This is a genomic window from Dietzia maris (assembly GCF_014144855.1).
Taxonomy (GTDB): domain Bacteria; phylum Actinomycetota; class Actinomycetes; order Mycobacteriales; family Mycobacteriaceae; genus Dietzia; species Dietzia kunjamensis.
In genome coordinates this window covers 1-20,175 of the sequence record NZ_JAALDN010000154.1, presented here as the reverse complement: position 1 = coordinate 20,175, position 20,175 = coordinate 1, and the positions used below count along the sequence as shown (strand labels likewise).

Genomic DNA, 20,175 nt, shown 5'->3' with positions numbered 1-20,175 from the left:
AAACCCTATGTCGTGCGCCCGTCCGCGCGCCGCCGGACCGCCTCACCGGCCGTCGCGAGCAGCTGAACCGACTCGACCCATCCACTGCGGAGCCCGGTCTCCAAGGCCGCCAGGTGGAACGACCACATCCGTCGGTAGACGGCGTCGAACCCCAGCGCGGCGGCATCGCGTCCGCGCTGCGCGAACGTCTCCGACCACAGGCGCACGGTCTCCGCATGATGAGCGGTGATCTCCACCCGCCCCCGGAGCGTCAGACAGGGCGCCCGGTCGACCATCTCGACGAGTTCCGACCACCCCACCGGGGGCCCCGCCTCGGACACGTAACGGGACTCCCACGCGGCCAGCTCCACGACCGCCGGGGTGGGCCGACCCGGTGAGACCGTCGTCTGGAGGGCGAGACGGCCCCCCGGGCCGAGAAGCCGGGCGGCCACGGCGAGGACCTCGGCGTGCCCGGCGGATCCGGCGGTGATGCCGGGGTCCACCGCGACGACGGAGTCGACCGCGCCCGCGACTTCCGACGGCGCTCCGAGGAACAGCGAGATCTCCTCGTCGAGACCTGCCGCGGTGAACCTCGACCCGAGCGTCGCCAGTCTCTCCGTCGACGATGTCATGGTTCGGACGTGCGCCCCGCGCTCGGCAGCCCTCATGGGCAGTTCGCCCCACCCCGGTGTGGCGACCAGGGCACGGGTCCCCTCCCCGATCCCGGCCAGCGTCAACAGGGTGTCCGCGGCCCGGCGTTGGGCGTCGCCGAGGTCGGTGCGGTGCGGCGGAGCCGCCGGCGCTTCGAGGCGTACCACCTCGGTCCCGTCGTCCAACCGGGCACGGGTGCGCGCTCCGGAAGCGAACACTGCACCCGCGGTCGACATCGTCTCGTCCGTGTACAGCGAGGTCAGCGCGCCGGGGACCGAATCCTCCAGTTCCACGGCGACCGGCCCGCCACGCCGACGACCGCCACCGGCGGGGCCGCGACCCTCCCGGCCGTACGCGCGTTCACCAGGGTGCGCGCAGTCGGCGTTCGAGGCGATCCACGGGGCCAGCACCGCGATGGCGGCACACAGGTCCGGAGTGGCCCAGTCGCCCGCCATGAACGACTCGCCGAGCCCCACCACGCCAGCGTCCGCCAGCCGGGCCCAGAAGTGATCGGGTTCGCGCAGTACCACGCGCACCGGGGCGTCGTACTCTCCGGCCGCCGACGAATCGGGGTAGTCGATCCGCACCCCGAGCTCGCGCGCCGACCGCCGGAGCGCCTGGGCGACGAGCGCCGAGGGCTGTCCCCCCGGTCCGGACGGTGGCGCGAGCGCGGGCCAGCGTTCGAGGTCGACGGTCTGCGGTTCGACTCTGACCACCCTGTCCCTCCCTCCGGGGCTCTCGTCAAGTGGACGGTACCGTCGCCTGCGCGTCCGCCCGGTCAGGCGCGGCGGGGGGCCACCCACCCGCGTGCGGTGCGGCTACCTGTGCACGGGGTCAGGCGGAGCACTATCCTGGGGACCCGTGCCCGGCGTCATCCCGCGCGGGCCCCAGACCGACGAGGCCACCGAGCCCCTCAACCCACCAGCCTCATCAGGAGACGCCATGACCGAGCCCGCAACCGACCAGGTCACAGCCACCGCACCGGCCGGCCGCCGGCACCGCGTCGTCATCGTCGGCTCCGGCTTCGGCGGTCTGTTCGCCGCGCAGCAGCTCGCCAAAGCGGACGTCGACGTGACCCTGGTGGCCAGGACCGGCCACCACCTGTTCCAGCCCCTGCTGTACCAGGTGGCCACCGGCATCCTCTCCGTGGGCGAGATCGCCCCGCCGACGCGACTCATCCTGAGGGATCAGAAGAACGCCACCGTGGTCCTGGGTGATGTCGACACGATCGACGTGGCCGGGAAGAGGATCCACGCCTCGGCAGGACACATCGACTTCGATCTCGAGTACGACAGCCTGGTCGTCGCCGCGGGGGCCAACCAGTCCTACTTCGGGAACGACCACTTCGAGCGGTGGGCGCCGGGGATGAAGACCGTCGACGATGCGCTCGAGTTGCGCAGCCGCATCCTCGGCTGCTTCGAGCAGGCCGAGGTCATCGACGACGAGGAGGAGCGCCGCCGGCTGCTGACCTTCATCATCGTCGGGGCCGGCCCGACCGGGGTCGAGATGGCGGGTCAGGTCGCCGAGCTCGCCCAGCACACCCTGAAGGACAGCTTCCGCCGCATTGATCCGGCCTCCGCACGCGTGATCCTCCTCGACGCCGCCCCGGCCGTGTTGCCCCCGTTCGGAAACAACCTCGGCAACGCGGCCCGCGCTCGGCTGGAGAAGATGGGCGTCGAGATCCAGCTCAACGCCATGGTCACCAACGTCGACTACCAGGGCATCGAGGTCAAGGACCCGGACGATTCGGTCCGCCGGATCGACGCCTCGTGCAAGATCTGGTCCGCGGGCGTCAAGGCCAGCCCGCTCGGCAAGCAACTCGCCGACCAGACGGATGCGGAGATCGACCGTGCCGGGCGCGTGCTGGTCAACAAGGACCTCTCACTGCCCGGTCACCCGGAGATCTTCGTCGTGGGCGACATGATGAGCCTCGACGGATTGCCCGGTGTCGCGCAGGTCGCCATCCAGGGCGGCAAATATGCGGCCAAGCAGATCATGGCCGAGGTGGAGAAGGGCCGGACCCCAGCCGAGCGGAAGCCGTTCAAGTACTTCGACAAGGGGTCCATGGCCACGGTGTCGCGCTACAGCGCAGTCGTGAAGATGGGACCGATCGAGATCTCGGGCTTCATCGCCTGGGTCATGTGGCTGGTGGTCCACCTCGCCTACCTGATCGGCTTCAAGAACCGGATCACCACCATGTTCTCGTGGGGCATGCACATGGGCGGCGACCACCGGTCGCAGCTGACCTCCACCAAGCAGTGGGTCTACGCGCGCCAGGCCATCGAGCGGGTGGCTGCGGACGAGGCGGCCGCATTCCAGTCGGCCGAGCGGTCCCGCGTCGAGGCGCAGCAGTCGGCGTCCGCCTCGGCCACGACCGACTGACCGGGGCGAGACGGCGACGCGCCCGGCGGGATCCACCCGCCGGGCGCGTCTTTCTCTCTGCCAGGGAGTTCTCCCGGTCTCAGACGCTTCCCTGCCCGCTTACTGGAGATTCGCGAGCCGTACCTGCCCGACCGCTGCGGTGCGCCCCCGGTCGTCCTCGATCTCGACCCGCCAGAGTTGCTGTGAGCGGCCGCGGTGGACGGGCGTGCCCGTCGCCGTGAGGGTGCCCTCCGTGACGGCGCGCAGGAAGTCGGTGGAGTTGTTGACACCGACCACCTTGCCCTCGCCACCGAGCCACACCGCGCCGGCGATACTCGCGACCTCCTCCGCGATCGCGCAGTACACACCGCCATGGACGATCCCGTAGGGCTGGTGGAGATGCGGCCCCACCGTCACCGTGACGACCACCTTGTCGGGCGTCACCTCGGTGTATTCCATCCCGATCCCGCCGCCGAACCCGGTCCCGGAATGGGAACGGATCATGTCGATGAATTCGCTACGAGCCGCCTCGGACATCCGACCTCTTTCCCCGGCCCGGCGTGCCCGGGCGTCCGGGACGGAACGTTACCCGCGGGGACGGGCGCCCGTCGCGACTCCCTCGACGCGCAGCGCGCCTACGACGCTCAGCGGACCGATCGCCAACCGCGGTCCCGCACGGGGATCGGCCCGGCACCGGGGGTGCGTGGGAGCCGGCTCCGTCGCCGGACCGCCAGGCCCGAGTCGTGGAGAGCCTGCAGGACCATCTGCCCGCGACGGTAGCCGGTCTCCTGACTGGTCTCCGCGAACGTGGGGACGATCGTCGCGGCGCCGAGGACGCACTCGCCCGCCATCGACCACAGCGTCTCCACACTGCAGTTGCTCACCGCCGACAGCCCCTCGAACACCGTCGTCAGTGTCGCGCGCGACCGGCAGGCGAGCCACTGCGCCAATGCCTGCTCGCAGGGCAGGATCACGGTGCCGGGCGAACCCGCGACGGGGTCGTCGGGCAGCACCCTCAGGGTGGTGTCGCGGACGCCCGCCCAGTCCAGGCCGCCCTCGATGTCGGTTCGCACGGCCATGTTCTCGGCGCCGGTGTCCCACACCCTGCCGATGGTGACGAAACTGGCCACGGCCCTGCCGAGGACGCCGTGGGTGAATGCCTCCGCCACGAGATAGGTCGAGAAACGGATATCGCCGGACTCCGCGAAGTGGTTGCGGAACATGAGTTCCACCCGCCCGCTGTCGACCGCCTGCTCAAGCGGCACCCACCGACGTCGCGACTGCGTGCCCAGATCAGCGATCGAGTAGAACTTGGGATAGCCCGCGCGAAAGCCGCCGAGCGCCTCGACCGTGTCGTCGAACACGGTGCGTGTCCCCATCAACTGCGTGGGCAGCGTTGAGCCGGTCATGTCTGGTCTTCCCCCTAGTCGGTTCCTCTACACGGCCGGTCCGTCCCTACGAAGTACGTCCCGGCACCGCGATCCGACCCCCCGATCCGCAGTGGCCCAGGTCATCCGGCCGGTATTAAGTGTTACAACAGACACCCGTCCGTAACCAAGGGATTTCGCCCGGTTCGGCCAAACGGTGCACTCAGTGCACGTCTGATCTGTCAGCAAGAACACAGGTGGTGTTCAGCCACGCGGTGAGTGTCGGTACCCATCACCGCAGGTCCGACCGGCCGGAGGGCGTCGACTACTCTGAACACCATGAGTACTGAACGCGAAGGCGCGACGCCCACCTCCGACACTGCCGGAACCGCCGATATCGGTGTGACCGGTCTCGCCGTCATGGGCTCGAACATCGCCCGCAACTTCGCCCGGCACGGGTACACGGTCGCCGTCCACAACCGCTCCGCGGGGAAGACCGACGCACTGCTCGGCGCGCACGGCGATGACGGGGACTTCGTCCGCACCGAGACGATCGAGGAGTTCGCGGCAGCGCTGCGTTCCCCCCGTCGGGCACTGGTCATGGTCCAGGCCGGCGCACCGACCGATGCAGTGATCGACGCGCTCGCCGATGCCTTCGACGAGGGCGACATCATCATCGATGGTGGCAACTCCCTGTACACGGACACCATCCGGCGCGAGAAGGCCATGGCCGCGCGCGGAATCCGGTTCATCGGTGCCGGGATCTCCGGCGGCGAGGAAGGGGCCCTGGAGGGACCGTCCATCATGCCGGGCGGCCCGGCCTCCAGCTATGAGGTCGTCGGGCCGATGCTCGAGGACATCTCGGCGAAGGTCGACGGGATCGCCTGCTGTACCCATGTCGGCGAGGACGGCTCGGGTCACTTCGTCAAGATGGTCCACAACGGCATCGAATACTCGGACATGCAGCTCATCGGCGAGGCCTACCATCTCCTCCGGGGCGTGGCCGGGATCGAGCCGGCCGCCATGGCCGATACATTCCGCGAATGGAACACAGGCGAACTCGACTCCTACCTCATCGAGATCACCGCCGAGGTCCTCGCCCAGGTGGACGCCGAGACCGGCGCCGCCCTGGTGGACGTGATCGTGGATCGGGCCGGGCAGAAGGGCACCGGTCGCTGGACCGTCAAGTCCGCTCTCGACCTGGGCGTCCCCGTCACCGGTATCGCCGAGGCGGTGTTCGCGCGAGCCCTCTCGAGCTCGGTTCCGCAGCGCGAAGCCGGTCGGGCCCTGCCCGCGGGCTCCGTATCCACTCCCGCCGGGATCGGCCCCGATTTCGTGGAGGACGTGCGCAAGGCGCTCTACGCGTCCAAGGTCATCGCCTACGCCCAGGGGTTCGATCAGATCACCGCTGCCAACGCCGAGCACGGCTGGGAAGTGGCGCGCGGTGACCTCGCCACCATCTGGCGCGGGGGTTGCATCATCCGCGCCACGTTCCTCGACCGCATCCGCGAGGCGTACGCCGAGAACGGCGATCTCCCCTCACTCCTCGCCGCGCCGTACTTCGCCGAGGCCCTGTCCGACTGCGTGGACAGTTGGCGCCGGGTCGTGACGACCGCGGTGACCGCAGGGATCCCCGCACCCGGGTTCTCCGCCGCCCTGGCCTACTACGACGGCCTCCGGACCGAACGCCTGCCGGCCGCGCTCATCCAGGGCCAGCGTGACTTCTTCGGCGCGCACACCTACCAGCGCACCGATCGAGAGGGGAGCTACCACACCCTCTGGAGCGGCGACCGTTCAGAGGTGCGGGCCTGACCGGCCCGCGGCCCGGGGAACTGGGCCGCCTGCTCGAGGAGTTGGGAGTCGCGGTCCCGATCCGGCACGCCGTGTCGGGTCTGGTTCCGGGGACGCCCACCCCGATCCAGGCCGCCGCCCTCGCGGATGCCGTCGGGGGCGCGAACCTCCTGGCCGTCGCCCCCACCGGATCGGGCAAGACGTTGGTGTTCGCCATCGCGGTGGCCCACCGCCTCGCCGGGTCGCCGAGCCTGACCGGCCGGCCCCGCGCCCTGGTCGTCGCCCCCACTCGCGAACTGGCCGAGCAGAACGCCGAGGTCCTCGCCGCGGTGGGCGCGGGCGCCGGGCTGAAGATCGCCTCGTTCGTCGGGGGACAACCCCTCAAACGGGACCGGCGCGCGCTCATAGCTCCGGTCGACGTGGCCGTCGGGACCCCCGGGCGTCTCGCCGACCTGGTGCGCGCCTCGGCCCTGTCCCTGGACGGTGTGGACCTGGTGGTGCTCGACGAAGCCGATCAACTGCTGGGTCCGTCCTTCGCCGAGCAGACAGAGGCCCTTCTCGCCGACTGCGTCGGCGCGGGCCTCGTGGCGACCACCGCCACGGCCGACGACGACATCGAGTCGATTCTGGAACGCACACGCCCGGGACTCCGGGTGCACCGCGTGGAGCACTCACCGCTCCCGTCGTCGGCCCCCACCCGCGGCGACTCCGAGGCGGCCGGGGCACCTCGTCGACTGGTGGTGCTCTCGACCCCGGACCCGGACCGTCTGGTGGTCCGCCTGGCGGCACGGTGCACCCGTGGCCTGTTCTTCGTCCCCAGACGGGACGCCGTGGAGCCCCTGCGTTCGGCAATCGCCGACACCGGCGTCACCGCTGCCGGGGTCGCGGGGTCCGCCTCCCCCACCCGCCGGGCGGCCGCGTTCGCCGATCTGGCATCGGGCGCGGTGAGGGTCCTGGTGAGCACCGACCTGGCGGGGCGGGGCCTCGACATCGACAGCATCGGACACGTGGTGCACGTGGGCCCACCGCACTCGATGGACGACCTCGTCCACCGCTCCGGGAGAACCGGTCGAGGCGACGCCCGGGCCGGCGTCGTCGCCGCGGTTCTCCGTCCCTTCGAGGTCGCCAAGGTCGCCGACCAGGCACGTTCGGCCGGTATGACGGTCGAGATCGTCGACACCTCCCGGTCCGACACGGAGCGGGTCATCGACGCGCTGTTCGGCCCGGAGATCGTCCTGCCACGTGCCCGCAGGGCACCCGCACCGCCGGAGCGGTCCCGCCGCCCCTCGCAACCCCGACGTCCGACGCAGTCCCGGGTTCACCGCCCCAAACGGAAGAAGCGCTCGTGACCTCCGCGCGTCGACGGGACCGTCATCGGGACGGTGCCCCGGTCGTCGTTCCCGAAGAACTCTGGCGCCTTCGCGAACAGCGACACCACGACAGGGTCGACCGTCTCACCACCGACCACCTGGAGCGTCGTCGCAGGGGCGAGCAACACCCGGTCGTCGACTTCCTCTTCACCTACTACCGCACCAGCGTCGCCACCGTCCGACGGTGGCACCCGGGCCCGGGTGTCCTACTGGAGAGCGCCCACCTGACCGAACGTCAGGACTGGCGCCACTACCGCCGGGAGAGTGTGGCCGGCCGGGAGGGGCTCGTGGTCGACGCACCCTCGGTGTGGCGACGCGCCGGCGGCAGGATCACACGGGCACGTGACGTGATCGCGTCCACCGCGTCCCGCCGGGGCGCCACCGGATGCTTCGGTCTGCACGAATGGGCGATGCTGTACGAGACCGGACAGGGGGACGTCCGGCACGGCCGGGTACCCCTGCGGCTCCCACACGAGCGGATCGACGAGGTCGTCCGAGGTTCCCGCCTGCGGTGCACGCACTTCGACGCTTTCCGCTTCTTCACCGATGCCGCCGTCCCCCGAAACCAGGATTCGCTGACCCGGGACGACCAACTCCGACTGGAGCAGCCTGCCTGTCTCCACGCCGGAATGGACATCTACGCCCACACCGCGACGGTGGAGGCGGGAGCACCGGGGGAACTACTCTTGGACTCCCTCGCGGCGGCATTCGACGCGCGGGAGGTGGACATGCGGTCCTCCCCCTACGATCTGTCCTCCTGGGGGCTCCGACCGATCCGGGTGGAGACCAGCGAGGGTCGGGCCGAGTTCGTCGCGTTCCAGAAGAAGTGGACGGAGCGCACACAGCGCCTCAGGTCGAGATTCCTCGCCGCCGTCGACACACTGGAGGACCTGGCGTCCCCCGTGGGCGATCTAGTGACCTGAGGACGTGAGCTGAGGACTCGTCACACCGGGGCCGCGTCGAACTGGTCTACGGCCACCTCGGCGACGACTCTGCCGAACTCGCCGTAGGCTTCCGCTCCCGCGGTGGCGCTGCGCAGTACCAATCCGATCGTGCGGCCCGGGACGGGATCAGCGAACCTCGCGACCGCGATCCCCGGATCCCGGGTCTCGGGACCGACCGCGGACTCGGGGACGAGCGTCACGCCCAGACCACCCGCCACACACCGAACCGCGGTGGTCAGCGATGCGGCTCGGGACTCCCCTCTGCCCAACACGGGGGCGGACACCCGGCGGCACAGTTCCACCGTCTGTTCGCGCAGACAGTGCCCCTCGTCGAGCATCAACAGCGGTTGGTCGACGAGGATCTCCAAGGGCAACCCCTCTCTGCCCGCGAGTTCGTGATCCGCGGGCACGAGGAGCGCGAAGGGCTCGCTGTACAGCGGCGTGGCGGCCACCCCCACAGCGTCCGTGGGGACGGCCATGATCGCCAGGTCGATCACGCCGCTCCGGAGTCCGTCCAGGAGCCTGGCCGTCTGATCCTCGACGACCCTCGGTCGCAGGTCCGGGAACCGCTCCCCCAGTGCGGGCAGCAGCCCGGGCAAGAGATAGGGAGCCACCGTCGGGATGACCCCGATGCGCAGCGAGCCGAACAACGGCCCGTCGCTTCCCGCCGCCGCGTCCGCCACCGCGTCCATCGCGGTCACCGCGGCCCGGGCGTACGGCAGGAGCCGGTGACCCGCGGGGGTGACGAGGACGGAGCGGGTGCTGCGCTCGACCAGGTGGAGACCGAGCCCGTCCTCCAGCGTCGCCAGGGCCTGGGACAGCGAGGGCTGGCTCATGCCGAGGTCCTCCGCGGCGCTACGAAAGTGCAGCCGCTCCGCCACCGCGAGGAACACCCGGAGCTGCATGAGACTCGGAACGAACCGATGATCGGCCATGTCGATGAGTCTATGCCCGGCGATAACCAGAAGTCGATGATTATTTGCACAACCCTATGAGTGATCTACCTCTCATCGACTTTACCTCTCATAGGAAGTGGGGCATAGTCGGGTTCGTCCGTCCGACACAGGCACATCCTCAGGAGGATCACATGGCTATTCTCACCATCGGCGACCAGTTCCCCGACTTCGAACTCACCGCACTCAAGGGCGGTGACCTGCAGGCGGTCAATGCCCAGCAGCCGGAGGACTACTTCGAGACCGTCACCAACCAGTCCTACGAGGGCAAGTGGCGCGTGATCTTCTTCTACCCGAAGGACTTCACCTTCGTCTGCCCCACGGAGATCGCCGCGTTCGGCAAGCTCGACGAGGACTTCCAGGACCGCGACACGCAGATCCTCGGCGGCTCCATCGACAACGAGTTCGCGCACTTCAACTGGCGTGCGACCAACGACGAGCTCAAGACCGTGCCGTTCCCGCTGCTGTCGGACATCAAGCACGAGCTCATCCGCGCTCTCGGCGTGGAGAACGCCGACGGTGTCGCAGATCGTGCCACCTTCATCGTCGACCCGGACAACGTCATCCAGTTCGTCTCGGTCACCCCGGACGCTGTCGGCCGCAACGTGGACGAGGTTCTCCGCGTCCTCGACGCCCTCCAGTCGTCCGAGGTCTGCGCCTGCAACTGGCAGAAGAACGACCCGACGAAGAACATCAACAAGATGGACATGCTGCAGGAGGGCATCAAGTGAGCATTGAGAACCTGAAGTCCGGACTCCCCGAGTTCGCCAAGGATCTCAAGCTGAACCTGGGTTCGCTCGCGCGATCCACCGAGCTGAACCAGCAGCAGCTCTGGGGGACGTTCCTCGCCACCGCCGCTGCGACCAAGTCGGCGACCGTCCTGTCAGAGATCGCGGACGAGGCCCGCCAGCACCTGTCGGACGAGGCGTTCAACGCCGCCCTCGGCGCCGCCTCGATCATGGGGATGAACAACGTGGCCTACCGCGCCAAGGAGTTCCTGGGCGATGACTACACCCAGGTCCGCATGGGCCTGCGGATGAACATCATCGCCAACCCGGGCGTGGAGAAGGCCGACTTCGAGCTGTGGTCGATGGCCGTCTCCACGATCAACGGCTGCGAGAACTGTACTGCCGCTCACGATGCCGTCATCCGCAAGGAGGGCATCACCAAGGAGCAGGCCTGGGAGGCGGTGAAGATCGCCGGCACCGTCGCCGGCGTCGCACAGGCCGTCGAGATCGACGCAAACATCTGATCCTCACCCTCCCCCGGTGAACACGGGCCCCGCTGACCGCGCGTCAGCGGGGCCCTGTCGTCTCTTCCGGTTGCGGGCGCGCGGCGAGTTGCCCCTCCCGCAAAACACTCCCCGGCACTAGGTTCGTATGTAGAGCCGGGGAAATCCTTCGCGGCGCACCTAGCGATCTGGAGACGTCATGACTACCGGAGGTACCCCGTCAGGGGACGGCTTCCCGAACGATCCGTCCAACTCCGGCCCGGGCGAGCCGAACTGGGGCCGGGGTTACGGGGAACAGGGCCACGGGAACCAGAATTACGGCCCGACGCAGGGTCAGGAACCCTACCCGGGGCAGGGTTACGGTCAGGAGCCCTACCCCGGTCAGGGTCAAGGTCACGAGCCCTACCCCGGCCAGGGATACGGACAGCAGGGTTACGGGCAGCAGAATTATGGCCACCAGTACTTCGGCGATCCCGCCTACGGCGGTGCGTACGGGCAGAGCGGTCCGGGCGGCGGCCCGGTCATGACGGGCAAGGTGTCCGCGACCGACGCGGTCAGTGCCGGCTGGCAGCTGTTCAAGAACAACCCGCTGCCCTGGGTTCTCATCACCCTGGCGAGCGTGGTGGTCGGCAGTATCGCGGGGCAGCTCGCGAACTCCGAGTCTCTCGCGGTGGTGTTCTCGGCCCAGATCATCTCCTTCGTCGTCGGACTGCTGTTCCAGGCGTTCATCCTGCGCGGCGCCCTGCTCGAGGTGGACGGACACAGGCCCGCTATCGGCGACTTCTTCAAACTGCACAACTTCGGCTGGTTCGTCGTCGCGGCGATCCTCGTCGGGATCGCGACGTTCGTCGGGCTCATCGGCTTCATCATCGGCGCGTTCGTCGTGGCGTTCTTCCTGTACTGGACGCAGTACTTCGTCGTCGACCGCAACATGACCGCCACCGACGCGATCGTCTCGAGCTTCAACGCGATCAAGTCGGACGCCGGCAACCTCTTCGCACTCGCCCTCCTCAACGTCCTCATCCTCGTGGTGGGCGCGCTGGCACTGCTCGTCGGCCTGTTCGTGGCGATTCCGGTCACCACACTCGCCTCGGTCTACGCCTACCGGGCGATCACCGGGCCGAGCGACTTCTCCCGCGCCGCGACCGCGGCGGTCTGACCCCCCGCCGACGTCGTCCATCGCTCGCGAAGCAACCGGACAGCCCCGACGACCATCCGGTCGCCGGGGCTGTCCCGTCCCGCGGAGCGGAGCGTCAGGCGCCGCCGGTCTCGTCCTCGGGTGACGCCGGGGCCCCGGCGTCAGCGTCAGCCTCGTGCAGCATCTCCTTCTCGTGCGTCGAGGCCCGTCGGACCGCCCAGACGGTTCCCAGGAAGGCCACGAGTGCCAACGGCCATCCCATGCCGATGCGCGCGGCACCGAGCCAGGTGACCTCGTCATTGAGGTACAGCGCGTATTGCAGGACGGCTCGGATGGCGAACAGTCCGGCCCAGAACGACGTCGCGACCGTATACCACCGCCGGGCCGCCGGAATCCGGCGCCAGGCCATCCCCCTGCCGTCGAGGAATCCCCAGATCACTCCGACCAGAGGCCAGCGGACGAGCGCGGAGATCGCGAACGCCGCGCCGTACACGGCCTGGGTGATGATCCCGTAGAGGAAATAACCCTTGGCGTCGCCGGTCCGCCAGGCGATGAAGACGCAGATGGCGACACCGATGAAACCCGAGATCGCGGGCTGCGGGTTCTCGCGACGCCCCAGCGACCACGCCAACATCGCCACGGCGACGCCCAGCGCACCCCAGATCGCGGCGGTCAGCCCCCAGATCCCGTTGAGGGGGACGAACGTGAGAATCGGGATCGACGAGTACACCAGCCCCCGGATCCCGCCCATCTGATCGATCAGGGACGCGTCGGGGTCCCCGAAGGACGATTTCCGGCGCGTCGCACCGGTCTTCTGCGGGGTCGCCCGTTCAGACTCGGTCACGCGACTCCTCCACGGCGGTGCGGGGCTGCTCGTCCAGTAGCTCATAACGCGGGTTGAACATGATCTTGTGTCCGTGCCGGACGCCGACCCGTCCGGTGACACGGAGGCACCGGCCGGTGTCGATGCCCGGAACGGTGCGTCGCCCGAGCCAACACACCTCGACCGCGCCCGTGCCGTCGAAGACCTCGGCGGTGAGACCGAGGAAGTCCTCTCCCCCACATGTCAGGACGGTGCGGACACGCCCCGTCAGGGTCACGTGATCCCCACGCGACACAGTCGCGACATGCGAGCATCCGGTACGGTGCACCCGGCCGGCGAGGTCAGCCGCGTCGAGCATTTCCACCGGATCGGTGAGCCGGGCGGTCAATGCCCGGAGCGTTCGGGGGAACGGCACGGTCACCCCCCCGCTCGCTGGTCGGGAAACCTCACAGGTCGTCGTCCCCGTCACGGAGCCTGTCCATCGCGCTACCGTCTCTCCGCGGCGCCCTGGGGGCACTGTCCGGCGCGGGCGACGCCGCGGGAGCGGCAGGCTGCGCCTGGGGGTTCCGGGATGCCCGAGCCTCCTGCGATGCCGGCGACTGGGCCTGAGTCTGGCCGGCAGGGCCTGGCTGGCGCGTCTGGCCGGCACTGCCGGGCTGGCCGGTCTGGCCTGCCGCCATCTGCTGCTGGTACGCCTGTGCCTGCTGCTGCGCGGCCAGCTGGGACTGCGCCTGCGTCAGTGCTTGTTGGATCTCGTCCGGAATGGTGAGCGGTAGCTGCTCACGAACCGGCATGGGGCCGTCCCCGCGATGGATGAGCAGGTGCTGGAAGACCTCGCGGCCCTCCTCCGCAGCCTGGTCCGCCAGCTCGGGGGTGGCCATGATCCGCACCTCGGCGGTCCAACGGTGGCCGTCGACCCCGATCGCGCGGAAAACGGCTCCCGGCATCACCGCCACCAGTTCACGCCCCCACGGCCCGTCCTCGACGGAGACGTCCGCGCCCTGTTGCTCGAGCTGCTCGCGCATTCCCGTCACCATCGTCCGCCACTGACCCGCGGACTTGGGCGCGGCGAACGCGCGTGGGATGACCCGCGAGACCTGGGTGACCACATGGAACTCGGGCTGACCGTTGGGGTCCAGTGCGACGTTCAGGTCACGTCCCTTGGGAACTCCGATGACCAGCGAACCGAGATCGATGTGGCCGTAGCCGAGCGAGGTGTAGTACCCGGGCACGTCACCGACGGACGAGCGGTCATGAGGCCCCGTCGTGGAAGGGGGCTGCGACTCCTGCTCGGTGGCCGTGGTGGCGTCGCGGGCCCCGGTCACCGGCTTCTTTCGTCCGAACATGGTGGAAATCCTCTCCCCGTGCGACCCGGCCCCGAACGGGACCGTCTCGGGTCGACGCTACCCAACGAGGTGGACGCCGGTCAGGTCAGGCGGTGGTGCCCGCCCGTCGACCCGTGGCCGCCCTCACCCCGGTCGGTCTCGCCGAGCTCGTCGACCTCCACCACATCCCACAGTTCGACGCGCTGGACCAGGAACTGGGCGATGCGGTCACCACGTCCGATACGGACCGGCTCCGTGGGGTCCAGGTTGACGAGGTTGACCTTGATCTCCCCCCGGTAGCCGGCGTCGACCGTCCCCGGGGCGTTGACGATCGACAGACCCGCCCGTGCCGCGAGGCCGGACCGCGGATGGACCAGGCCCACGTAGCCCGCGGGGACCGCCACCGCCACCCCCGTGCCCACCAGGGCCCGGTGCCCCGGCGCCAGCTCACAGTCGTGCGCGGCGTGCAGATCGATTCCCGCATCCGTGGCGTGTGCCCGGACCGGAAGGGGAAGCCCACGGTCCAGACGGCGTACCCGTAGCACCCCGCCGGTGCCGTTCTCGTCGTCCGGATCGCTCATGGCCTCTCGCCCTCCTGCCGGGCCCGGCCCGGTTGCTCGATAGTCTTGATGTCGTGACCGAAGAAGATCTCCGCCCGCCCCCCGATCGCACTCCGCGTCCGGTCCACTCCGAAACCCTCCGGGTCCCGGCATGGTGGTGGGCCGTACTCGCCGTGGTCACCTTCGTGGTGGTCGCCCAGGCGATCGTGCTCGACGCCAGGTGGTGGCTGTGGCTACTGGCGGTCGTCGTCCCCGCGCTGCTCGCCTGGCTGTTCATCTCGGTCGGACGCGTGAAGATCGAGGTCGAGTCCGATGGACAGGGAGGGGGCACCCTCTACGCGGGGCAGGCCCGCCTGCCGTTCGACGCCATCGCCCGCAGCGCCGTGGTGCCCGCCACCGCCAAGCAGGCCGCGATGGGGCGCCAACTCGACCCCGAGGCGTTCGTCGTCCACCGGGGGTACATTCCCACGATGGTCATCGTGGTCCTCGACGACCCGATGGATCCCACACCGTACTGGCTCATCAGCACGCGTGACCCCGAAGGGCTCGCGGCGGCGTTACCGGACAACCACTACAGCTGATCGGTCACGCCCGCCGCGCGGTGACGGTTCAGCCTGCGCAGTCCACACAGATCGGCATGCCGTCCCGCTCCTCCGCGAAACGGCTGCGGTGATGGACCAGGAAGCACTCGCCACAGGTGAACTCGTTGTCCTGCTCCGGCACGACCCGCACCGTGAGCTCTTCACCGGACAGGTCGGCGCCGGGCAGTTCGTAGGACTCGGCGGTGTCCGTCTCGTCCACGTCGACCTCGCCGGTCGCTCCCTCTGCACGCCGGGCCTTCAGCTCCTCCAGCGAATCACCGGTGAGCTCGTCTGCCTCGGTCCGGCGGGGGGCGTCGTAGTCGGTTGCCATGAGTCTCATTTCTGCGGGTCTGAGTGGGGGGCGCGCGGGCCGGTCACGGACTGACCAGCGCACGCATAGTAACGGAATTACCCGCCATTTTCATCCGCGGCATCCGCCAGTGCGGCGACCGGGCCGACAGACGCCGGGCGTTTACAGTGATGGGTCAGGGCCCGGAGGGGCTCTCACTCCGTCCACCTGCAGGAAAGGACCTCATGGTCGTCCACCTCAGCACCCAGGCGACACCGAGTCCGACCCCCACCCGGGGGATACACCGTCTGCGTTCCGCCTACGTCCTGTTCGTGGTGGTGGCGCTGGTGCTGGGAGCACTCGTCTGGGCCACCGCACTGCGGGGAAATGACGCCGCCACACAGGCCGCGGCGTGTCCGGTACCCCCCGCGGCCGAGGACGCGGGCCTCCGTGACCAGCCCGCGGACGCCCTCGACGGGGTCGAGCCGGCACTACTGGACGAGACCCGCGTCCGCGTGCTGAACGCGAACGGGCAGAGCGGCCAGGCCGGAGCCGTGGCCGCTCAACTCGCCGAACGCGGATTCCAGCCCGCCGGCTCGAACGCCATCGGCAACGACCCGATCTACGGGCCGGCCCTCGAGTGCCACGGACAGATCCGCTACGGCGACGCGGGGCAGGCGGCCGCGCGGTCACTCTCGCTCGCGGCGCCGTGCATGCAACTGGTGAGGGACGGCCGTGAGGACAACACGGTCGACCTCGCACTGGGCACGATCTTCTCGCGGTTGTCCGACTCGACGGAGGCGGTGGGGGCACTCGACGAACTCGAGGTCGGGCGTCAGCCCATCTCCGCCGAACTCGACGCGGCCCGCATGGTCAGCTGTTGACCCCGGCCGACAGGTGGTCGAGCGCACCGAGGAAGTCCTCCGCCACGCCGGGCGATGCAGCGGTCGTCGGCACCGCGGGGTCGTCCGACACGGTTACCATCGCACCGGCTTCGCCCGCGACGAGGGCCCCGGCAGCGTAGTCCCACGGCTTCAACCCGCGCTCGTAGTAGGCATCCAGCCGGCCACCGGCGACCATGCACAGATCCAGTGCCGCCGACCCACACCTCCGGATGTCCCGTACGCGCGGCAGCAGGCCCGCGACCACCCGACCCTGCTCGGCCCGGATCCCGGCGTCGTAGGAGAAGCCGGTACCGACCAGTGACAGGGACAGGTCCACGCACGCCGAGGTCCGCAGCGCCCTCGACGTGCCGTCGGCCTCCCGCAGGGTCGCCCCGCGGCCGAGGCCTGCCGACCACGTCTCACGGGTGACGATGTTGTGCACCGCCCCCGCCACCACGACGCCGTCCACCTCCGCGGCCACCGAGACCGCCGTGAACGGGATGCCATAGAGCAGGTTGACGGTCCCGTCGACCGGGTCGACGATCCAGCGCACGCTTCCCCGGCCACCCGGGGCGTCGGCCGAACCGGACTCCTCGCCGCCCTCCTCGCCCAGCACCCGGTCACCCGGACGGCTGGACTCGATCTCCCCGCGCAGATGCTGCTCCACCGAGGTGTCGATGACGGTCACCGGATCCGTGGCCGAGGTCTTGGAGCGCGAGTCCAGACCAGACGTGTCGAACTCGGCCAGCATTCGCCGCGCCACGTCACCGCCGGAAGAGGCGAACCGCAGCGCGAGGGCCAGCAAGTCGTCGATGAACTCCGGGCCCGGTCGGCCGACCGCCGCGTCTGTCCCCCGCCCCGTCATGTGCGTCTCCTCGTCGTCGTATCCCACATGGTCGTATCCCACATGGTCCTCACCCACTGTCGTCACCCGGTGCCCCTCCGGCGATGATCCCGCCCGGCGGCGCGACCGACGGATACCCTGGCGGGCGCCCCACGCCCATCGTGCCCCGACGACGCGGGCGCCCGACGACCCACGCCGCGCCCGTGTACGTCCCGCCACCCAGGAGCCCGACATGTCCGTCCCCACCCCCGCAGCGACCGACCTCCCACCGGGCACTCCCTCAGGCCTCGGCGTCGATGTGGGCGGCACCGGGATCAAAGTGGGGCTCGTCGACCTCGCACGCGGCGAACTCATCGGGGACAGAGTCGTGCGGGGCACCCCCCAGCCCGCCACGCCCGACGCGATCGCGCAGACCATCCGCGAGATGACCGAGGAGTTCGAATGGACGGGCCCGGTCGGGGTCGCCCTGCCCAGCGTCATCCACGAGGGGGTGGCGCGGATCGCCCACAACATCGACAAATCGTGGATCGGGTGCGACGTGGCGGAGCTGTTCGACCGGCATCTCCCCGGCCGCACCGTGCTCATGCTCAACGATGCCGACGCCGCCGGCCTCACCGAGGTGCACTACGGCGCCGGCGAGGGAATCGACGGGCTGGTGATCCTCCTGACCTTCGGTACGGGCATCGGCTCCGCCCTTCTGCTCGACGGGAGACTGCTGCCGAACTCCGAGTTCGGTCACGTGATCGTCGAGGACATCGCCGGACGCGGATTCGACGAGGCCGAGCACCTGGCCTCCGCCGCGGTCCGGTCCCGCGACGGCCTGAGCTTCGCCGAATGGGCCCCCCACGTGTCCAACGTGCTGCGCTCGATCGAGGACCTCCTGTGGCCCCGCGCCTTCGTCCTGGGCGGCGGGGTCAGCGAGGTCGCCGACGAGTGGTTCCCTCTCCTCGAGAGCCGGACCCCGGTGCGGGCCGCGGTCCGGCGCGGCGACGCCGGGATCATCGGCGCAGCGCTGTACGCGGCCGGCCATTCGGGCGTTCCCGACCTCGGCGGGGCACTACCAGACGACGAGGACTGACGCGGACCAACCCCGCCGGATGCGACCCCCCGACCAGAATCTCGTTACAATGGCCCACGCCGGGAACACGTACCGGCCGGGGACGGGCCCGGTACCGCAAGGCGGACGGCTCGAGTGTCTGCAGAAGGCGGCATCGATCCCCGATTCCCATCAAGTAACCGGTTGTGAAGGGGCGTTTGTGGCAGCCACGAAGACCACCAGTTCGGATTCCGCGGCGAGCGGCGATCCGTTGGACAGCGAGGTCGCTGGCGAGGCCCCCGCCAAGAAGACCGCCGCGCGCAAGGCGCCCGCGAAGAAGACGGCGGCCAAGAAGACCGCCGCCAAGAAGGCCCCGGCGAAGAAGGCTGCCGCCAAGAAGACCGCGGCCAAGAAGACGGCGGCCAAGAAGACCGCCGCCCCGACGAAGCCCGAGGGCGTCGACGGCGACCAGGTCGACGAAGAGCCGACCGATGCTCCCGAGGCCGAGCCGGACACCTCCGAGCTGGAGGACGTCGAGGTCGACGTCGAGGACGTCGAAGCGGACGAGGAGACCAAGGAAGAGCCCACCGCCAAGGACAAGGCGTCGGGCGATTTCGTCTGGGACGAGGACGAGTCGGAGGCCCTGCGCCAGGCGCGCAAGGACGCCGAGCTGACCGCCTCCGCCGACTCCGTACGCGCGTACCTCAAGCAGATCGGCAAGGTCGCCCTCCTCAACGCCGAGGAGGAGGTCGAGCTGGCCAAGCGCATCGAGGCCGGCCTGTACGCCACCTGGTTCCAGGCGCAGGTCGCCGAGCGCGGGGAGAAGCTCACCACCGCGCAGAAGCGTGATTACCGATGGATCGAGCGCGACGGCGTCCGCGCCAAGAACCACCTGCTCGAGGCCAACCTGCGACTCGTCGTCTCGCTGGCCAAGCGCTACACCGGCCGCGGCATGGCGTTCCTGGACCTCATCCAGGAGGGCAACCTCGGTCTGATCCGCGCGGTCGAGAAGTTCGACTACACCAAGGGCTACAAGTTCTCGACCTACGCCACCTGGTGGATCCGGCAGGCCATTACCCGCGCGATGGCCGACCAGGCCCGCACCATCCGTATCCCGGTGCACATGGTCGAGGTCATCAACAAGCTCGGGCGTATCCAGCGTGAGCTGCTCCAGGACCTGGGCCGCGAGCCCACCCCCGAGGAGCTCGCCAAGGAGATGGACATCACGCCGGAGAAGGTGCTGGAGATCCAGCAGTACGCCCGGGAGCCGATCTCGCTCGACCAGACCATCGGCGACGAGGGCGACTCGCAGCTTGGTGACTTCATCGAGGACTCCGAGGCCGTGGTGGCCGTGGACGCCGTGAGCTTCACACTCCTGCAGGACCAGCTCCGTTCCGTCCTCGACACGCTGTCCGAGCGTGAAGCGGGCGTGGTGCGGCTGCGCTTCGGCCTCACCGACGGGCTGCCGCGCACCCTCGACGAGATCGGGCAGGTCTACGGGGTCACGCGCGAGCGGATCCGGCAGATCGAGTCCAAGACGATGTCGAAGCTGCGCCACCCGTCGCGGTCCCAGGTGCTGCGCGACTACCTGGACTGAGCCCTTTTACGCATTCTCCGGCCCCGTTGTGCTCGCCCGACGGGGCCGCGGCGTGTCCGGGACACCCGGGAGGGACGGGGGCATACGATCTCCGGCATCAGCCTGGGAGAGACGACGAACGGCACCTGAGCTCCCGTCCGACAAGAACGCCCCGGCCAGTGCGGCCGGGGCGTTATCTTGCGTATCCTGCGCTCGGGGCCTACCCCACGCCGCCGGTCACCAGCTCCGCAGGAGGGTGATCCTCTCGCGGATCTGCTCGGCGGAGGCCATCGGCACGGGCGGGCCGCCGCACGCATTGCGGAGCTGCGTGTGGATCGCCCCGTGCGACTTGCCCAGGCGACCCGAGTACACCGACACGAGGGTGTTGAGCTGACGCCGCAGGTCCTTGAGCTCGGCGGCGGAGGCGACCCGCTCCGCGGCCGCGCCGGCGTGCGCGCCGGGTCCGGCGGCG

General features: G+C 69.7%; 21 protein-coding genes and 1 pseudogene. 11 read left to right on the top strand and 11 right to left on the bottom strand.

Going from position 1 to position 20,175, the window contains the following annotated elements:
• Positions 1 to 5: 5 nt before the first annotated feature.
• Positions 6 to 1,346 carry a class I SAM-dependent methyltransferase gene (locus tag G6024_RS17040; protein ID WP_069388888.1) on the bottom strand — a complete coding sequence of 447 codons (1,341 nt, stop codon included), beginning with the start codon at positions 1,344 to 1,346 and terminating at the stop codon, positions 6 to 8.
• A gap of 226 nt (positions 1,347 to 1,572) precedes the next feature.
• Between G6024_RS17040 and G6024_RS05705 the strand changes: the two genes are divergently transcribed.
• Positions 1,573 to 3,012, top strand: coding sequence for an NAD(P)/FAD-dependent oxidoreductase (locus G6024_RS05705; protein ID WP_096905513.1), 1,440 nt, complete (start codon positions 1,573 to 1,575; stop codon positions 3,010 to 3,012).
• Positions 3,013 to 3,111: 99 nt separating this feature from the next.
• Here the strand turns inward: G6024_RS05705 and G6024_RS05700 are convergent, their stop codons facing one another.
• The gene (locus tag G6024_RS05700; protein ID WP_096905514.1) at positions 3,112 to 3,528 is read right to left on the bottom strand and encodes a PaaI family thioesterase; all 417 of its coding nucleotides are present in this window, start codon (positions 3,526 to 3,528) and stop codon (positions 3,112 to 3,114) included.
• Positions 3,529 to 3,635: 107 nt separating this feature from the next.
• The gene (locus tag G6024_RS05695) at positions 3,636 to 4,400 is read right to left on the bottom strand and encodes a hypothetical protein (RefSeq protein WP_119191655.1); all 765 of its coding nucleotides are present in this window, start codon (positions 4,398 to 4,400) and stop codon (positions 3,636 to 3,638) included.
• Positions 4,401 to 4,697: 297 nt separating this feature from the next.
• On the opposite strand from G6024_RS05695, the gene gndA reads away from it, so the two are divergent.
• The 3 genes from gndA to G6024_RS05680 are packed head-to-tail and all read left to right on the top strand — an operon-like array spanning position 4,698 to position 8,442.
• Entirely contained in the window at positions 4,698 to 6,170 is a 1,473-nt protein-coding gene (gndA, locus tag G6024_RS05690; protein WP_067717399.1) for an NADP-dependent phosphogluconate dehydrogenase, read from the top strand.
• Between the two features lie 41 nt (positions 6,171 to 6,211).
• Positions 6,212 to 7,498 (top strand): DEAD/DEAH box helicase, encoded by a 1,287-nt coding sequence (locus G6024_RS05685; RefSeq protein ID WP_235027775.1) that lies wholly within the window; start codon positions 6,212 to 6,214, stop codon positions 7,496 to 7,498.
• On the top strand, positions 7,495 to 8,442 hold the full coding sequence (locus G6024_RS05680; protein WP_067717404.1) for a hypothetical protein: 948 nt from the start codon (positions 7,495 to 7,497) through the stop codon (positions 8,440 to 8,442). Before G6024_RS05685 ends, G6024_RS05680 begins: the two co-directional genes overlap by 4 nt.
• A gap of 20 nt (positions 8,443 to 8,462) precedes the next feature.
• Here G6024_RS05680 and G6024_RS05675 read toward each other — a convergent pair whose 3' ends face one another.
• Entirely contained in the window at positions 8,463 to 9,398 is a 936-nt protein-coding gene (locus G6024_RS05675; protein ID WP_067717406.1) for a hydrogen peroxide-inducible genes activator, read from the bottom strand.
• Positions 9,399 to 9,550: 152 nt separating this feature from the next.
• Here G6024_RS05675 and G6024_RS05670 point away from each other — a divergent pair, with 152 nt between their 5' ends.
• The 3 genes from G6024_RS05670 (at position 9,551) to G6024_RS05660 (ending at position 11,806) form a co-directional block, all read left to right on the top strand.
• Complete coding sequence (locus tag G6024_RS05670) at positions 9,551 to 10,147, top strand: peroxiredoxin (RefSeq protein ID WP_067717408.1); 597 nt, start codon at positions 9,551 to 9,553, stop codon at positions 10,145 to 10,147.
• Positions 10,144 to 10,668 carry an alkylhydroperoxidase, AhpD family gene (ahpD, locus tag G6024_RS05665; RefSeq protein ID WP_067717410.1) on the top strand — a complete coding sequence of 175 codons (525 nt, stop codon included), beginning with the start codon at positions 10,144 to 10,146 and terminating at the stop codon, positions 10,666 to 10,668. The genes G6024_RS05670 and ahpD overlap by 4 nt, the downstream gene beginning before the upstream one ends.
• Positions 10,669 to 10,846: 178 nt before the next feature.
• A complete protein-coding gene (locus tag G6024_RS05660; protein WP_069388895.1) occupies positions 10,847 to 11,806 on the top strand; it encodes a DUF2189 domain-containing protein in 960 nt (319 codons plus the stop codon).
• A gap of 94 nt (positions 11,807 to 11,900) precedes the next feature.
• On the opposite strand, the gene G6024_RS05655 is transcribed toward G6024_RS05660, so the two are convergent.
• The 4 genes from G6024_RS05655 to dut all read right to left on the bottom strand — a co-directional run bounded on the left by G6024_RS05655 (position 11,901) and on the right by dut (position 14,514).
• Complete coding sequence (locus tag G6024_RS05655) at positions 11,901 to 12,536, bottom strand: DUF3159 domain-containing protein (RefSeq protein ID WP_069388906.1); 636 nt, start codon at positions 12,534 to 12,536, stop codon at positions 11,901 to 11,903.
• Between the two features lie 79 nt (positions 12,537 to 12,615).
• The gene (locus tag G6024_RS05650; RefSeq protein WP_227022268.1) at positions 12,616 to 12,885 is read right to left on the bottom strand and encodes a single stranded DNA-binding domain-containing protein; all 270 of its coding nucleotides are present in this window, start codon (positions 12,883 to 12,885) and stop codon (positions 12,616 to 12,618) included.
• Between the two features lie 169 nt (positions 12,886 to 13,054).
• On the bottom strand, positions 13,055 to 13,954 hold the full coding sequence (locus tag G6024_RS05645) for a DUF3710 domain-containing protein (RefSeq protein WP_132063286.1): 900 nt from the start codon (positions 13,952 to 13,954) through the stop codon (positions 13,055 to 13,057).
• A gap of 80 nt (positions 13,955 to 14,034) precedes the next feature.
• Positions 14,035 to 14,514, bottom strand: coding sequence for a dUTP diphosphatase (dut, locus tag G6024_RS05640; RefSeq protein WP_120283143.1), 480 nt, complete (start codon positions 14,512 to 14,514; stop codon positions 14,035 to 14,037).
• A 53-nt stretch (positions 14,515 to 14,567) separates the two neighbouring features.
• Here dut and G6024_RS05635 point away from each other — a divergent pair, with 53 nt between their 5' ends.
• Complete coding sequence (locus G6024_RS05635) at positions 14,568 to 15,074, top strand: DUF3093 domain-containing protein (RefSeq protein WP_120283141.1); 507 nt, start codon at positions 14,568 to 14,570, stop codon at positions 15,072 to 15,074.
• A gap of 28 nt (positions 15,075 to 15,102) precedes the next feature.
• On the opposite strand, the gene G6024_RS05630 is transcribed toward G6024_RS05635, so the two are convergent.
• Positions 15,103 to 15,405: a DUF4193 domain-containing protein gene (locus G6024_RS05630; RefSeq protein WP_067715850.1), complete on the bottom strand. Its 303-nt coding sequence runs from the start codon at positions 15,403 to 15,405 to the stop codon at positions 15,103 to 15,105.
• Between the two features lie 203 nt (positions 15,406 to 15,608).
• Between G6024_RS05630 and cei the strand changes: the two genes are divergently transcribed.
• Complete coding sequence (gene cei / locus G6024_RS05625; protein WP_159148255.1) at positions 15,609 to 16,247, top strand: envelope integrity protein Cei; 639 nt, start codon at positions 15,609 to 15,611, stop codon at positions 16,245 to 16,247.
• Here cei and G6024_RS05620 read toward each other — a convergent pair.
• On the bottom strand, positions 16,237 to 17,112 hold the full coding sequence (locus tag G6024_RS05620; protein WP_159148267.1) for an inositol monophosphatase family protein: 876 nt from the start codon (positions 17,110 to 17,112) through the stop codon (positions 16,237 to 16,239). The two genes, cei and G6024_RS05620, sit on opposite strands and share 11 nt — an antisense overlap.
• Before the next feature lie 211 nt (positions 17,113 to 17,323).
• On the opposite strand from G6024_RS05620, the gene ppgK reads away from it, so the two are divergent.
• Both ppgK and G6024_RS05610 read left to right on the top strand, forming a co-directional pair.
• The gene (gene ppgK, locus G6024_RS05615) at positions 17,324 to 18,169 is read left to right on the top strand and encodes a polyphosphate--glucose phosphotransferase (protein WP_159148254.1); all 846 of its coding nucleotides are present in this window, start codon (positions 17,324 to 17,326) and stop codon (positions 18,167 to 18,169) included.
• A 178-nt stretch (positions 18,170 to 18,347) separates the two neighbouring features.
• Positions 18,348 to 19,724, top strand: coding sequence for an RNA polymerase sigma factor (locus G6024_RS05610; protein WP_132063284.1), 1,377 nt, complete (start codon positions 18,348 to 18,350; stop codon positions 19,722 to 19,724).
• A 216-nt stretch (positions 19,725 to 19,940) separates the two neighbouring features.
• Here the strand turns inward: G6024_RS05610 and G6024_RS05605 are convergent.
• Positions 19,941 to 20,175 (bottom strand): annotated as a pseudogene (locus tag G6024_RS05605) (ATP-dependent helicase); the annotation flags it as partial.